This window comes from Flavobacterium sp. TS_SC_5 (assembly GCF_056156265.1).
The window spans coordinates 2,123,855-2,137,907 of sequence record NZ_CM149588.1 but is presented as its reverse complement, the minus strand read 5'-3'; the positions used below and the strand labels follow the sequence as shown (position 1 = coordinate 2,137,907).

The following is a 14,053-nucleotide window of genomic DNA, read 5'->3' as shown; positions in this document are numbered from 1 at the left end:
GATATTATTCTTCTTCAAATTCCACGGGCGCAAAGATAGCCTTTTTAAAGTCGGAAAGTTTCAAAGTCATAAAGTCGAAAATCCAAGCGTGAAGATGATACTATTGCATTTTGACTTTCGGCTAATATCTTACTATCTTCGCGCCTACTTTGCAATTATCTTTATGTTATTCCAAATAAAATCGTATTTACAATTCCTTTGGCACTCAAAAAACGAGCACGCAGTCCATTCCCCGTTTGTGTTTAGTTTATTGACAAAATGTTTCTATGATAAAAAATCAAAACCGGAATATACTGTTTTAAAAAGGTACAGAAATTCGCTTTTAGCAAACAATAATACAATTGAAGTCACTGATTTTGGTGCGGGTTCGAAAGTTTTTAAATCGAATACCAGAAGTATCACTAAGATTGCAAAAATGGCCGGAATTTCCCCAAAACGTGCCGAATTATTATTCAGAATTACCCATTATTTTCAGCCGGACAGTATTTTAGAAATTGGAACTTCATTAGGATTAGCGACTGCTGCCCTTTCTATAGGGTCCCGAAGCGTCGGGATAAAAGCAAAAATCACAACGCTGGAAGGTTGTCCCAACACAATGGCAATTGCAAAAAGTCAATTACAATTGTTCCATTTCGATAATGTAAATCCAATCGTAACTGAATTTAGTAGTTTTTTGGGTGACATCCAACTTCAAACTTCAAACTTCAAACTTATCTATTTTGACGGCAATCACTCCAAGAAAGCAACGCTAGACTATTTCGAATTATTGCTACCTACGATTACCAACGAAACCGTTTGGATATTCGATGACATTCATTGGTCACAGGAAATGGAAGAAGCATGGAAAATAATCAAAAAACATCCCAATGTGACCGTAACTATTGATACGTTTCAGTGGGGATTGGTATTTTTCAGAAGAGAGCAACCCAAAGAGCATTTTATCATTAGAATATAACGTAAAAAAAATGACAGCCATCTCTGGCTGTCATTTTTAATAGAGAATAACTAATTCCTTATTCTTTAGCTCTTTTCATTTCTTCTGATTTAGCTCCCATTCTGTTCAGTGTATACATTGGAGCAAATTTCACTTTAAGACCCGCAATTTTTTTGTTGTCTTCTGCTGATAAACCTTCTTTTTCAACAGTGTTTTTTCTGCTGTCCAATGCTTCATACATCAATTTGATTTCATCCCAGTCTTCACGAGAATATTTATCTTTATTATTTTCAACAGTATGTACAAATTGTTGGTATACATTATGGATATTGGCTGCATTTACCCAACTAAAGTTCATATCTTCACCCATTTTTCCTTCACCAAATAAGGTATTTCTCATTTGTTGTTTCGTGTTTGGTGCAGTTACTTGTGCCGCCGCATTTTCAGCTTCAATTTTAGCTTTCAAAGCTTCATATTTTACTCTACTTGCATCAAGACGAGCTTGTGCTTCTGTATTGTCTTTCAGGTCCGCAATAGCTGCTTCAGCTTCTCCACTTCTTAGTTGGTACGATGCTTCAATTCCTTCCCAATTTTCTCTTGCATCTTCGGCTGTTACATTACCTAATGAATCTACATACATTACATAAGTATCAACTTTCTTCTCTGCCTGTTCCGCTTTTTCATCTTTACAAGATGTAAATCCAATAGCTATTACCGCTAATCCTAAAACTAATTTTGTATTTTTCATAATATCAATTTGATTAAAAATTATTAAACAAATGTAAATAACATTACACAATAATCAATATTTAACCAATAATTATATAACTTATTTAAATAATTGTGAAATAAAAAATATAAAAGTGTGAATTATACAAATTGAGATTGAAATTGTGTAAAAAAACAAATGCGTCTTTTATATATAAATAAATACAAATTTCGCGCTTACAAGAAGAACATTCTTAAAGCGTCAAAATTTCAATGTAGATAAAGTGTAACAAAATTTAAAAAATGACTACTTATTGATAATTCAAAAGTTTTTGTACTTTTAAGATCTAATTTAATAGCAGCCTTCGCACAGTTGAAGGTCAAAAATCATATATTCTAATGGCAAACCCGCTAATCAAAATAACCAATATCAAACGAGATTTTGTTCTTGGAAATGAAATCGTTTATGTTCTTAAAGGCATTGATTTAGAAATAAATAAAGGAGAATATGTAGCATTAATGGGGCCCTCAGGATCAGGAAAATCGACTTTGATGAATCTCTTAGGCTGCTTGGATACACCAACTTCCGGAAGTTATATTCTAAATGGAAAAGACGTCAGCCAGATGAAAGATGATGAATTAGCTGAAATTCGAAACAAAGAAATAGGATTCGTTTTTCAGACTTTCAACCTTTTACCCCGAACAACTGCATTAGACAATGTGGCTTTACCAATGATTTACGCCGGTTTTTCTAAATCCGAACGAAACAAACGCGCCACCGAAGTTCTAGAACAAGTAAATCTTGGCGACAGAATGGACCACCAGCCCAATCAGCTTTCAGGAGGACAACGCCAGCGTGTAGCCATTGCCCGCGCTTTGGTCAACAAACCATCTATCATTCTTGCCGATGAGCCTACCGGAAATCTGGACAGCAAAACATCGCTTGAAATCATGAAACTTTTTGGAGACATCCACGCTAATGGCAACACCGTAATTCTGGTGACGCACGAGGAGGAAATCGCCGAGTACGCGCACAGAGTCATCCGTTTGCGTGACGGACTTATCGAAAGCGACACTACAAAATAATTTTCTTTTCAGGAGCTTATTCCGGCTATCCGTTACAATCTTTTCTTACAAGCTTCCCGCCTACAAAAGGCTGAAAGCTTGTAGAAAAGGATTTCCACTGTTATCCGGGCTAGGAAATCCAAATTACATTTGCGTCTACAATTCCAAAAAACACCTTTCCAAAAAATGAAAATCGCTATACTAACCTGCGAAAAACTTCCCGACTTAAATCCCGAAGATCAAAAAATTATTCCGGCTTTGGCCAAACATAATATTGAAGCCACCGCGGCTTTCTGGAGTGACAAAAGCATCAATTGGACTGATTTTGATTATTTAATTTTTCGCAATACATGGGACTACTTCGAGAAAGAAACCGAGTTTAAAATTTGGCTCGACCAAATAGAAAAACTAGGAATTAAAACGCTGAATCCTATTGAAATCATCAAGCAAAACATCCATAAGTTCTATTTGCGTGACATGGAGCAGCAAGGAATTACCATTTTGCCAACCGTTTTCATTGACAAAACAAACACTCTCAATCTGGCAGAACTGATTCCCGCACATTGGAACAAAGCGGTTATAAAACCAGCATTTTCTGCAGGTTCCTATCTTACCGAAGTTTTCGAAATTTCCGAAATTCAAGCAATAAGCGAGAAATATAAAAGTATCGCTGCTGAGAAAGAGTTGCTTTTACAGGAATTCATGCCCGAGATTCAAACATTGGGTGAAACTTCTTTCATCTTTTTTAACAAAAAATTCTCTCACGCAGTGAACAAAAAACCTGTTGAGGGAGATTTCAGAGTACAATCACTTTTTGGAGGGAAATATACTTTGGTTTATCCCAGCACTGAAATGATTCAGAAAGCCCAAAAAGTAATCGATACTTTTCAGGAAGAACTTTTATACGCCCGTGTAGATGGAATTCTGATTGACAACGAACTTTATCTAATGGAAATTGAATGCATTGAACCCGATCTATATTTCAATTTGAGTGAAAACGCAATGGAATGGTTTGTTGCAGAAATAGTGGAATTAGTAGCTTAATTTTATATACTTAAAAACAGCATTGATTAACTCTTATGTTTGAATTCATGAGCAGTTAAACGAGTTTAATATCGTACTATTGAATGTATGCACTACCATTAAACATATAAGTCATGTAAGCATTAAACCTTAAGTGACCTTATTAATATTTAAGTTACATAAACTCAACTAAAATTAAACTTATATGACTTATATGGTAAAAAAATGCGACATTGTTTTATTCTTATTGCTTAGTTACATTTGCAGCTTGAATTCAATAATTATATTTTAGATTTATGTTTTTATTCACAACAATAAATCTGCAATCTAAAATCGTTAATCACCAACCTAAAATCAAAATGAAAGTATATACAAAAACTGGGGATAAGGGAACAACAGCACTTTTTGGTGGTACCAGAGTTCCAAAAGACCATGCCCGCATAGAAAGTTATGGAACCGTTGACGAATTGAACTCCCATATTGGTCTGATTCGCGATCAGGAAATGAATGTGCATTATAAAGAAATTCTTATCGAAATACAGGATCGTTTGTTTACTGTTGGCGCTATTTTAGCAACGCCGCCGGAAAAAGAAGTGATGAAAAACGGGGAACTTCGTTTGAAAAACTTGGGAATTATAGAATCTGATATTGAGCTATTAGAAAATGAAATTGATGCTATGGAAGAAGCATTACCGCCAATGACTCATTTTGTACTTCCAGGCGGACATACTACCGTGTCATATTGTCATATTGCACGTTGTGTTTGTAGAAGAGCAGAGCGTTTAGCGGTCCATTTAAACCACAATGAACCCGTTGCCGAAATCGCAATCAAGTACTTAAACCGACTTTCTGACTACCTTTTTGTGTTGGCACGAAAGTTGTCTCATGATTTGAACGCTGCCGAGGTTCAATGGATTCCAAGGAAATAGTTAGCAGTTTACAGTTGTAGTTTTTAGTACGAAAACTTTAAACTTTAAACCTAAAACTTTAAACTAAATAAAACGTTCTTAACTTTAACTAAAAATATATCATTTTTTACTTGTATCTTTCAGTAAAAAATATATTTTTGCACAAAACTAAATCGACAACAGATGTATTGGACATTAGAATTAGCATCCTATCTAAGTGATGCACCGTGGCCTGCTAACAAAGACGAACTTATTGACTACGCTATTAGAGCAGGAGCTCCATTAGAAGTAGTAGAAAACCTTCAATCTATTGAGGATGAAGGCGAGATATATGAATCAATGGAAGAAATATGGCCAGATTATCCTACGGACGAAGATTATCTTTGGAATGAGGATGAATATTAAAAGGTAAACCAATTAAAAAGTCTCAAAAGAGGCTTTTTTTTGGTTTAAATTTACAGAATTACACAATTAGAAATAAAAACATATCATGAGTTTCATAAACAGTATTATTAAAGTCTTTGTTGGCGATAAGTCACAAAAAGATGTCAAAGCTTTACAACCTTATCTCAACAAAATAAAAACTTTCGAAGAACCTCTTAAAGTATTATCACACGATGAACTAAGAGGTAGAACGATCTTTTTTAAAGACAAAATAAAAGAAGCTCGTTTGGAAAAAGACGCGAAAATTGCAGCTCTGAAACAAGAAGTGGAAAGCATTGTAGATATTGACCAAAGAGAAGATATCTATGTAGCCATTGACGCTCTTGAAAAAGAAGCCTACGATATTTCGGAAAAAACATTGATGGAAATTCTACCGGAAGCTTTTGCAGTGGTTAAAGAAACAGCAAGACGTTTCAAAGACAACACGCAAATCGTGGTAACGGCAACTTCAAAAGACCGTGAATTATCCGCAACAAAAAGTTACATCACTTTAGATGGTGATACTGCTATCTGGGCGAATTCATGGAGTGCTGCAGGAAAAGAAATTACTTGGGACATGATTCACTATGACGTACAATTAATTGGCGGAATGGTTTTGCATGAAGGAAAAGTAGCTGAAATGCAAACTGGTGAAGGAAAAACATTGGTAGCAACTTTACCGCTTTACTTAAATGCGTTGACTGGAAACGGAGTGCATTTAGTAACTGTGAATGATTATTTGGCAAAAAGAGATAGTACCTGGAAAGCGCCTTTATTCGAATTTCATGGGATGACTGTGGAATGTATTGACAACTACCAACCCAGTTCAGAAGGAAGAAAAAAAGCCTACGATGCAGATATCACTTACGGAACCAATAATGAATTTGGTTTTGACTATTTGAGAGATAATATGGCGCATTCGCCTGAGGATTTAGTGCAGCGAAAACACAATTTTGCGATTGTCGATGAGGTCGATTCTGTATTAATTGATGATGCCAGAACTCCTTTGATTATTTCAGGTCCGGTTCCGCAAGGAGACCGTCATGAATTCATGGAAATGAAACCAAAAATTGAAAACTTAGTAAGTATTCAGAGACAATTGGCTAATGGTTTCTTATCTGAAGCAAAAAAGTTAATCAAGGAAGGAAAAACTAAAGAAGGTGGCGTTCAATTATTAAGAGCCTACAGAGCGTTACCAAAGAATAAAGCATTGATTAAATTTTTAAGTGAAGAAGGAATCAAACAATTGCTTCAGAAAACTGAAAATCAATATCTGGAGAACAACAAAAAAGAAATGCACAAGATTGATGAGGCATTGTATTTTGTTATTGAAGAAAAAAACAATCAGGTAGAATTGACTGACAATGGAATTCAATACCTTTCTGGAGATACTGATGCCGACTTTTTTGTACTTCCAGACATTGGAACTGAAATCGCCGCTATCGAAAAGAAAAAATTAGATAAAGACACAGAAGCTGAAGAAAAAGAAAAATTGTTTCAGGATTTCGGTGTAAAAAGCGAGCGTATTCATACATTAACACAACTTTTGAAAGCCTACGCATTATTCGAAAAAGATGTGGAATATGTAATCATGGACAACAAGATCATGATTGTTGACGAGCAAACTGGTCGTATCATGGACGGTCGTCGTTATTCTGACGGATTGCACCAAGCGATTGAAGCCAAAGAAAATGTAAAAATCGAAGCTGCAACTCAAACATTTGCAACCGTAACGTTACAGAATTACTTCAGAATGTACAACAAACTGGGAGGAATGACTGGAACGGCCTCTACGGAAGCAGGCGAGTTATGGCAAATATATAAATTAGACGTTGTAGAAATTCCTACGAACAGAGGAATGGCAAGATTAGACAAAGAGGATTTTATTTATAAAACCACTCGTGAAAAATTCAATGCCGTAATCGAAGACGTAACTGAATTGTCTAAAGCAGGAAGACCGGTTCTTATTGGTACGACTTCTGTAGAGATTTCAGAATTATTAAGCCGAATGTTGAAAATGAGAGGTGTTGCACACAATGTCTTGAATGCAAAAATGCACAAACAAGAAGCACAAATTGTTGAAGAAGCCGGAAAACCTGGAGTGGTAACTATTGCAACCAACATGGCTGGTCGTGGAACCGATATTAAATTATCTGCCGAAGTAAAAGCCGCTGGTGGATTAGCAATTGTAGGTACGGAACGTCATGATTCCCGTCGTGTAGACCGTCAGTTACGTGGTCGTGCAGGACGTCAAGGTGATCCTGGAAGTTCTCAGTTTTATGTTTCTCTTGAAGACAACTTAATGCGTTTGTTTGGTTCTGAAAGAGTGGCTAAAGTGATGGACAGAATGGGATTGCAGGAAGGCGAAGTGATTCAACATTCTATGATGACTAAATCTATCGAACGTGCTCAGAAAAAAGTAGAAGAAAACAACTTTGGAGTTCGTAAGCGTTTATTGGAATATGATGATGTTATGAATGCACAACGTGAAGTAGTATACAAACGTCGTCGTCATGCCTTGTTCGGAGAGCGATTGAAATTGGATATTGCCAACATGCTTTATGACACCTGCGAACTTATCATTGGACAAAACAAAGCGACTAACAATTTCAAAAACTTTGAGTTTGAATTGATTCGCTATTTCTCGATCACATCACCGGTTACCGAAAGTGAGTTCACGAAGTTGAGTGAAATGGAGTTAACAGGAAAAGTGTACAAAGCAACTTTAGACTATTATACAGAGAAAACGGAAAGAAGCGCCAGAGAAGCTTTCCCAATCATAAAAAGTGTTTACGAAGATAAAAACAACCAATTTGAGCGCATTGTTGTTCCGTTTACGGATGGAATAAAATCGTTGAATGTGGTTACTGATTTGAAAACCGCTTATGAAACTCAAGGCGCGCAATTAGTGGCTGATTTCGAGAAAAACATCACTTTAGCAATTGTAGATGAAGCTTGGAAAAAACACTTGCGTAAAATGGACGAATTGAAACAATCGGTTCAATTAGCAGTTCACGAACAAAAAGATCCATTGCTAATTTACAAACTGGAAGCCTTCAATTTGTTTAGAGCCATGATTGACAATGTCAATAAAGAGGTAATTTCATTCTTGTTCAAAGGGGATTTACCGGCACAGGAAAACCAACAAATTCAAGAAGCAAAAGAAGTTGCTCCGGTAGAAGATTACACGACTTCAAAAGACGAAATCGTAAGTAGCGAAGCTGCAAACCGTGAGGCTGGAGAAACGCAACAACGTCAAGTTACCGAAACTATCGTGAGAGATATGCCAAAAATTAATCGCAATGATAACGTAACGATTCAAAACGTGGCCAACGGACAAATACAAGAAATGAAATACAAAAAAGCCGAAAGCCTAATTGCTTCAGGACAATGGGTTATCGTGAACTAATAACCGTTTCAATTTACTATTACATTCCCCAATTACGAAAGTAGGTGGGGAATTTTTTTTACCCTGAATTTTTATCCTGAATTCATTTCAGGATCTCATTTTCAGGATCTTTTTATTTTATTCAATCATTTTCAGGATTTATTCTGAATTTATTTCAGGAGCCATTCCCGCCCTACGTTGCAAGCTATTTGGTTTCAAACCCTTTTTCTAGCCGCTGTCAGGAGCTTCTTTTAGTCGCTCTGCCAGCACCAGAAAAAGGTGGTTTTCAACCGGCATAGGCTTTCCTCTGCTGTCGGGGCTAGGGATTTTGCCTTAAATAACTCCGTTTACGTTTTCCCGTACTCGTCCTGTAATCAAAAAATATATCTTTGAGAATAAATAAATTGTTGTTTTATTTTTTATAAGTATTTTCAGCGATTTATTTATATATTTGAACATAGAAAAATCTGACGTTTATCAGACCTATCAATCCAATTATGGTGTGATAAGTCTTATAACTTCAGGCCTATATGAAAGTTACTAGCAAGCGTAGCGCACCGCAAAAAAAGAATAGACAATTATGAATAGACTTATTTTAATAATTTTAACTTTTTCACTTTTTTCTATTAATTGTAATGGACAGAAAGTATCTATCCCAAAAATTGAAAAAATTTTTCTTGACGTAACCGATAAAACAAAAAATTGTTACACAATAATTTATCCGCCAAAACTTCCTTGGAAAGGATACATTTTTCTAATTCCAGGTTTTGGTGAAACAGCAGAAAACGTTTTACAACAAACTGACTTACCTAATAAAATAGCATTAAACGGAATTTTGACAATTATTCCGACCTTCCAAGACGGTGTTTTATCTTTTGGTGTAGACAGTTTAAGCCAACAAACTTTTGACAGAATTCTTAAAGATGTAACCTCTAAACACAAACTTATTGACCAAAAATTTTATGTTGGTGGATTTTCAATCGGTGGTAGTTGTGTGATTAAATATGCTGAAAATGCAGAAATTAAACCAACAGCAGTTTTTGCGATTGACCCACCACTCGACTTTGAAAGATTTTATAGTTCCGCAAAAAGAGATATTCGACTTTCAAAAGATAATGAAGCCAATCAAGAGAATGTTTATATGATAGACAGACTTGAAAAAGAAACTGGTGGAAGTCCCGCAACAAACCTTACCGAATATTACAATATTTCGCCTTACTCATTTTCAGACACAACTCAAAGAGCAATTAAAAAATTGATAAAAATGCCTTTGAGAATTTACACAGAACCTGACATAAATTGGTGGTTAAAAGAACGCAGTGCGGACTTTACGGGTATAAATGCGACAGAATGTTCCGCAATGATTAATGAACTAAATAGACTTGGAAATCAAAGTGCAGAATTAATAACAACACAAAATAAAGGTTATAGAAAACCTGACGATAGAAGACATCCGCATTCTTGGAGTATTGTGGATAATGAGGAATTAATAAAATGGTTACTAAAACAGAAATAACGCCAGCTGGGTAAGAGCATATTTAAAAAATGGCAGGTTTAGTGCTAAATTGAAACTTTCTGCATCAAAGAACGTTAAGCACCAAATAGAAACATCGGTTTTCAAAGGCCGCCACTTCATAAATATGCAAAACGCTGTGGGCTAGTTAAACCGAATTGAGGTTAAAAACACTCTGAAACGAAGTTTGAAAAACTTGCTTGTTAAGTTCTGAAATCGGAAAAGCATATAAACCGAAGTAAAATAATGCCTAAAAAAAGCTCAAAGTGAGTAAACAATAATAATTTTTAAAATGATTAGAATGAAAAGAACATTCAAAGTTTTGTCAATTGCTTTCGCAATGTCAATTATGTTAACGTCTTGTTTTTCATACACAAGCGTAGTTGGTAAAGGTGCACAAGGTAACTCTCAAGTTACTAAATGGAATCATTATGTAATTGGTGGGTTAGCACCAGTTGGAGTTTCAGACTCTAAAGAAATGGCTGGAGAAGCAACAGATTACACAGTATTTACAAGACAGAGTTTTGTAAACGGTTTAATTGCTGCAATCACTTTCAGTATTTACACTCCAACTACAACAACTGTAACAAAATAACAGAACTTAGGGCGATAATAGTAAAATATTATCGCCTAACTTTAAAATAAAATGAGAAAAACAATATTTTACGCATCGATAATTACAATATTGTATTTGATTTACATCATAACAAACATTTTTGTTTATCATTACGAAAAACTCAACAATTATGGAAATGGATTCTTAATTGGAAAATTATTATTGTTATTAATTTTCGGTTTTGTAGTTTACAAAACAAATCCATTTAAAAAAAAAAGTGAAGAGAGAAATTAAGACAACCCTAATAAGTAGCCCCACAACAGTTATAGTTTCGTTGCATGCACAGCACAAACAATGAAACTCCATTTGAACAGAACACAGCTCCGCAAAGTATCTTTGAAATCAAATTAATTTTTCGTAAATGCTCCGCAAATGTCTCTGACTTTGCGCAATTTTTATAAATGGAGATTATAGTAAAAACGTCAAAAAGTGGCTGACTTTCAAAGGTAATTTAGTGAAAAAATCCTTGAATTTATTACAAATGAATCGTGTATATTGTTTGAGTTATTTTTGAAAAATAAGAGAAAGCATTTTTTTTGTAATAAAAACCAGCTATATTTACATGGAAAGTTAGAACACTATTAACATTACCAAAAAAACCATTATGAAAGAATACAAAGTAGAAAGTTTAATTTATTACTCTAAATTGACTTTAGATTCAAAGCACATTGCTAATGACTCAAAAAAAGAAATTCAGCAATTACTAGATAAATATGCCTCAAAAGGATACAGATTAACTACCTCAACATCAACAAATTTTGGTTCTGCCATTTATATTCATTTGTATTTTGAGAAAGATATTTAATCAAAGTCAGCCAACAATACTCTTTCCCAATCAAAAAACCCGTTTAGAAAAAATTCTTGAGAACATTCACATGGGCAAGAATTTGAAACCCGGCCGTTACAAATATGCGAACCGTTTCGGCATATTAAAAAAACAATACCTTAATATTAAAAGAAATGAACATAACGCAAATACATGGATATAAATTAGCTTCAAAAGGAAAAAGATTAATCGCTTCATTAATAGAAAGTGTAATATTTACTCTTTTAGGCATAAGTGTTTACTTAATGTTAGGAAAATCAATTTCAGAATATTGGAATAGTGATTTTGAATTAACAGAAATTATTTATGCTGCAATCACTGGATTAATTATTGGAGCTATATTTTATCCCCTATTTGTTGGTAATCTTGGACATAGAATTTTTAATCTCAAAGTAATTTCAGAAGAAACTGGCGAAGATTATAATAAAGCGGAAAAAGGAGCAATTAGAGAATGTTTGAAATATGCTTTTGCATATTTTGTTATTCCAGTAATATGGTTATTGTGGGATGAAAAAAATCAAAATTTGTATGACAAATTAACAAAAACTTTAGTAGTTGAAAAAAACAAAAACGAATAAAAATCAACTTTGTAAAGTATCCCTAAAAAACATATAATTTTTTCCTAAATGCTGCGCAAATGTCTTTGACTTTGCGCAATTTTTATAATATTAAAATTTCATAAAGAAGCTGAATTTCATCGACACATAAAACTACTAAAGCATTAACAAGAACCGAGAAAAATGAAAAAAATACACTTCAATCAATTGACATTTAAAAACTGGACATCACTTTTAATGTTAATCTCATTGGTTTTTATTGTTATGGGTAGCTTTGAAATTATTGACTTTGAATATAAAAGAACGAATAAAATTTTGGCTTCCATTGGTTTCTTTATCCAAGCAGCCTATTACAGTAAAATGTTTTGGTACAAAAATTATGTTGAATGGAATAAACGGGGAATGACCATCAAAATAAATAGATTTATCAGTAAGTCTATAACATTTAAAAATGTCAAGAAATTAGAATTAGACACTACTAATTTAAAAATCATTCAGAAATCCGGAACCGACAAAATATTCGAAATCAATAACATTCCTAGTACCGATTTGGAAAAACTCGTGAAAATAATTACACAAAATAGCGGACTTGAAAACACCGAATTTTCTACAAATTGAAAATTAAATAATTACGCTTGCTCAAAGCTAATGTCTCATTGCATGTGCAACACAAACAATAACAGCTTCATAACGCAACCAAATCCTCTTTTTGCTATCTTTATAAAAACATTTCCCAATGAAAAAAATAGTACTTCTCCTGCTGGTTTCATTTTTATTCATTTCCTGCTGGCCAACATCGGATAACGGTGAATTTGCTCAACAACAATACAAACCGGTGATTATTGCCCGCAGCGCTCTGGAAAGTTCGATTGCTTTTCAAAATGCGCAACCCATTATTAAATCGGGGAAAATCTATATCAAGGACGATTTGATGTTTATCAATGATGTCAATAAAGGTTTTCATGTTTATGATTACACGGATCCTAAGAAACCAATCCGACTCCATTTTATAAAAGCTCCGGGCGCTACTGACTTAGCCATCAAAGGAAATACGGTGTACATCAACCAAGCAGTAGATTTGGTTACTGCCACTTTCAATCCTACCACCAAAATTTTTACAGTCACTAACAGAAATAGAAATGTGTTCCCGCAAAAGCAAGCTCCAAACGGCTTATATGGCTACACTAAAGAAAATGAAATAATAATCGATTGGACTTTAATCAAGTAACATATGAAAAAAATTATATCCTTCGTATTACTAGTGCTTATAATGGGTTGCTCGGACAGTGACAGCGCACAAAACGGCGATATAGGCCAAGGCGGTTCTCTTGCAGTTTTTGCCATCAAAGGAAATTATTTATACGGCGTAGACCAAATGAAATTGAATGTATTCTCGCTAATCGATTCTGAAAAGCCCGTAAAAGTCAATGAAATCCCAATAGGTTTTGATATTGAAACCTTGTTTTCATACGGCGATAATTTATTTATTGGATCTAGAAATGGAATGTTTATTTACTCAATCACCAATCCTGAAAACCCAACAAAGTTGTCCAGTGTGCAACACTTTACCGCTTGCGATCCGGTCATTGCCAATAGTACACACTCCTATGTGACATTGAACTCGAACGCAACTTGTGGTAATAATACTAACGTTTTGCAGGTTTATGACACCAAAGATCTTGTAAACCCAAAATTAATTCACAGCAGAACACTGTCACAACCAAAAGGCATCAGTTTTTACACTGCTGATTATTTATTGGTTTGCGATGATGTTATCAAAATATTTAACATTCAAAATCCTGCTGAACCTATTTTGGTGCATGCCATTGACAAAAATTGTTTTGATTTAATTGTACGCGACAACACCTTATTTGCCATTGGGAACAAAGGCGTATATCGTTATAAAATGAATCCAAATGACATAAAAGACATACAACTGGAGAGTGAAACAACGTTTTAATGTTCTTTTTGTGACTTTAAAGATTTCTAAATCTACAAAATGATACTTACAAGGTTTTGAAAACTTTGCTGGATTATAAACGGTAGTGAAAATCAGTACTTAGATAATCGAACCGGGTTTCGGATTTACAAA

Annotated in this window: 15 protein-coding genes; 14 read left to right on the top strand and 1 reads right to left on the bottom strand. The window is 34.4% G+C overall.

Features of this window, described 5'->3' with window-relative positions; all coding sequences use genetic code 11:
* Positions 1-163 precede the first annotated feature (163 nt).
* Entirely contained in the window at positions 164-955 is a 792-nt protein-coding gene (locus AC0J6S_RS09510) for an O-methyltransferase (protein WP_474953593.1), read from the top strand.
* 58 nt (positions 956-1,013) lie between these two features.
* Here the strand turns inward: AC0J6S_RS09510 and AC0J6S_RS09505 are convergent, their stop codons facing one another.
* Positions 1,014-1,682 carry a hypothetical protein gene (locus AC0J6S_RS09505; RefSeq protein ID WP_474953592.1) on the bottom strand — a complete coding sequence of 223 codons (669 nt, stop codon included), beginning with the start codon at positions 1,680-1,682 and terminating at the stop codon, positions 1,014-1,016.
* 359 nt (positions 1,683-2,041) lie between these two features.
* Between AC0J6S_RS09505 and AC0J6S_RS09500 the strand changes: the two genes are divergently transcribed.
* The 13 genes from AC0J6S_RS09500 (at position 2,042) to AC0J6S_RS09440 (ending at position 13,921) form a co-directional block, all read left to right on the top strand.
* Positions 2,042-2,728: an ABC transporter ATP-binding protein gene (locus AC0J6S_RS09500; RefSeq protein ID WP_474953591.1), complete on the top strand. Its 687-nt coding sequence runs from the start codon at positions 2,042-2,044 to the stop codon at positions 2,726-2,728.
* 165 nt (positions 2,729-2,893) lie between these two features.
* Positions 2,894-3,751, top strand: coding sequence for an ATP-grasp domain-containing protein (locus AC0J6S_RS09495; protein WP_474953590.1), 858 nt, complete (start codon positions 2,894-2,896; stop codon positions 3,749-3,751).
* Positions 3,752-4,089: 338 nt separating this feature from the next.
* Positions 4,090-4,659, top strand: a complete 570-nt coding sequence (locus AC0J6S_RS09490) for a cob(I)yrinic acid a,c-diamide adenosyltransferase (RefSeq protein WP_474953589.1) — start codon at positions 4,090-4,092, stop codon at positions 4,657-4,659.
* A gap of 162 nt (positions 4,660-4,821) precedes the next feature.
* Positions 4,822-5,043, top strand: coding sequence for a DUF2795 domain-containing protein (locus AC0J6S_RS09485; protein ID WP_007138072.1), 222 nt, complete (start codon positions 4,822-4,824; stop codon positions 5,041-5,043).
* An 85-nt stretch (positions 5,044-5,128) separates the two neighbouring features.
* Complete coding sequence (gene secA, locus AC0J6S_RS09480) at positions 5,129-8,470, top strand: preprotein translocase subunit SecA (RefSeq protein ID WP_474953588.1); 3,342 nt, start codon at positions 5,129-5,131, stop codon at positions 8,468-8,470.
* A 559-nt stretch (positions 8,471-9,029) separates the two neighbouring features.
* Positions 9,030-9,965, top strand: a complete 936-nt coding sequence (locus AC0J6S_RS09475) for an alpha/beta hydrolase family protein (RefSeq protein ID WP_474953587.1) — start codon at positions 9,030-9,032, stop codon at positions 9,963-9,965.
* Between the two features lie 298 nt (positions 9,966-10,263).
* The gene (locus AC0J6S_RS09470; RefSeq protein ID WP_379858069.1) at positions 10,264-10,557 is read left to right on the top strand and encodes a Bor family protein; all 294 of its coding nucleotides are present in this window, start codon (positions 10,264-10,266) and stop codon (positions 10,555-10,557) included.
* A gap of 51 nt (positions 10,558-10,608) precedes the next feature.
* Complete coding sequence (locus AC0J6S_RS09465) at positions 10,609-10,812, top strand: hypothetical protein (protein ID WP_474953586.1); 204 nt, start codon at positions 10,609-10,611, stop codon at positions 10,810-10,812.
* Between the two features lie 370 nt (positions 10,813-11,182).
* Complete coding sequence (locus tag AC0J6S_RS09460) at positions 11,183-11,383, top strand: DUF4177 domain-containing protein (protein WP_131909291.1); 201 nt, start codon at positions 11,183-11,185, stop codon at positions 11,381-11,383.
* A gap of 155 nt (positions 11,384-11,538) precedes the next feature.
* Positions 11,539-11,982: an RDD family protein gene (locus tag AC0J6S_RS09455; RefSeq protein ID WP_474953585.1), complete on the top strand. Its 444-nt coding sequence runs from the start codon at positions 11,539-11,541 to the stop codon at positions 11,980-11,982.
* Positions 11,983-12,144: 162 nt separating this feature from the next.
* Entirely contained in the window at positions 12,145-12,579 is a 435-nt protein-coding gene (locus AC0J6S_RS09450; RefSeq protein WP_474953584.1) for a hypothetical protein, read from the top strand.
* Positions 12,580-12,697: 118 nt separating this feature from the next.
* Positions 12,698-13,189, top strand: a complete 492-nt coding sequence (locus tag AC0J6S_RS09445; protein WP_474953583.1) for a hypothetical protein — start codon at positions 12,698-12,700, stop codon at positions 13,187-13,189.
* Positions 13,190-13,192: 3 nt separating this feature from the next.
* Complete coding sequence (locus AC0J6S_RS09440) at positions 13,193-13,921, top strand: LVIVD repeat-containing protein (RefSeq protein ID WP_474953582.1); 729 nt, start codon at positions 13,193-13,195, stop codon at positions 13,919-13,921.
* The last annotated feature ends 132 nt before the right edge of the window (positions 13,922-14,053 follow it).

What these genes read in the sequence shown, in the direction of transcription:
- AC0J6S_RS09510 (WP_474953593.1), top strand. Translation starts at nt 164, where the DNA reads ATGTTATTCCAAATAAAATCGTATTTACAATTCCTTTGGCACTCAAAA.
- AC0J6S_RS09505 (WP_474953592.1), bottom strand. Translation starts at nt 1,682, where the DNA reads ATGAAAAATACAAAATTAGTTTTAGGATTAGCGGTAATAGCTATTGGA.
- AC0J6S_RS09500 (WP_474953591.1), top strand. Translation starts at nt 2,042, where the DNA reads ATGGCAAACCCGCTAATCAAAATAACCAATATCAAACGAGATTTTGTT.
- AC0J6S_RS09495 (WP_474953590.1), top strand. Translation starts at nt 2,894, where the DNA reads ATGAAAATCGCTATACTAACCTGCGAAAAACTTCCCGACTTAAATCCC.
- AC0J6S_RS09490 (WP_474953589.1), top strand. Translation starts at nt 4,090, where the DNA reads ATGAAAGTATATACAAAAACTGGGGATAAGGGAACAACAGCACTTTTT.
- AC0J6S_RS09485 (WP_007138072.1), top strand. Translation starts at nt 4,822, where the DNA reads ATGTATTGGACATTAGAATTAGCATCCTATCTAAGTGATGCACCGTGG.
- secA (WP_474953588.1), top strand. Translation starts at nt 5,129, where the DNA reads ATGAGTTTCATAAACAGTATTATTAAAGTCTTTGTTGGCGATAAGTCA.
- AC0J6S_RS09475 (WP_474953587.1), top strand. Translation starts at nt 9,030, where the DNA reads ATGAATAGACTTATTTTAATAATTTTAACTTTTTCACTTTTTTCTATT.
- AC0J6S_RS09470 (WP_379858069.1), top strand. Translation starts at nt 10,264, where the DNA reads ATGAAAAGAACATTCAAAGTTTTGTCAATTGCTTTCGCAATGTCAATT.
- AC0J6S_RS09465 (WP_474953586.1), top strand. Translation starts at nt 10,609, where the DNA reads ATGAGAAAAACAATATTTTACGCATCGATAATTACAATATTGTATTTG.
- AC0J6S_RS09460 (WP_131909291.1), top strand. Translation starts at nt 11,183, where the DNA reads ATGAAAGAATACAAAGTAGAAAGTTTAATTTATTACTCTAAATTGACT.
- AC0J6S_RS09455 (WP_474953585.1), top strand. Translation starts at nt 11,539, where the DNA reads ATGAACATAACGCAAATACATGGATATAAATTAGCTTCAAAAGGAAAA.
- AC0J6S_RS09450 (WP_474953584.1), top strand. Translation starts at nt 12,145, where the DNA reads ATGAAAAAAATACACTTCAATCAATTGACATTTAAAAACTGGACATCA.
- AC0J6S_RS09445 (WP_474953583.1), top strand. Translation starts at nt 12,698, where the DNA reads ATGAAAAAAATAGTACTTCTCCTGCTGGTTTCATTTTTATTCATTTCC.
- AC0J6S_RS09440 (WP_474953582.1), top strand. Translation starts at nt 13,193, where the DNA reads ATGAAAAAAATTATATCCTTCGTATTACTAGTGCTTATAATGGGTTGC.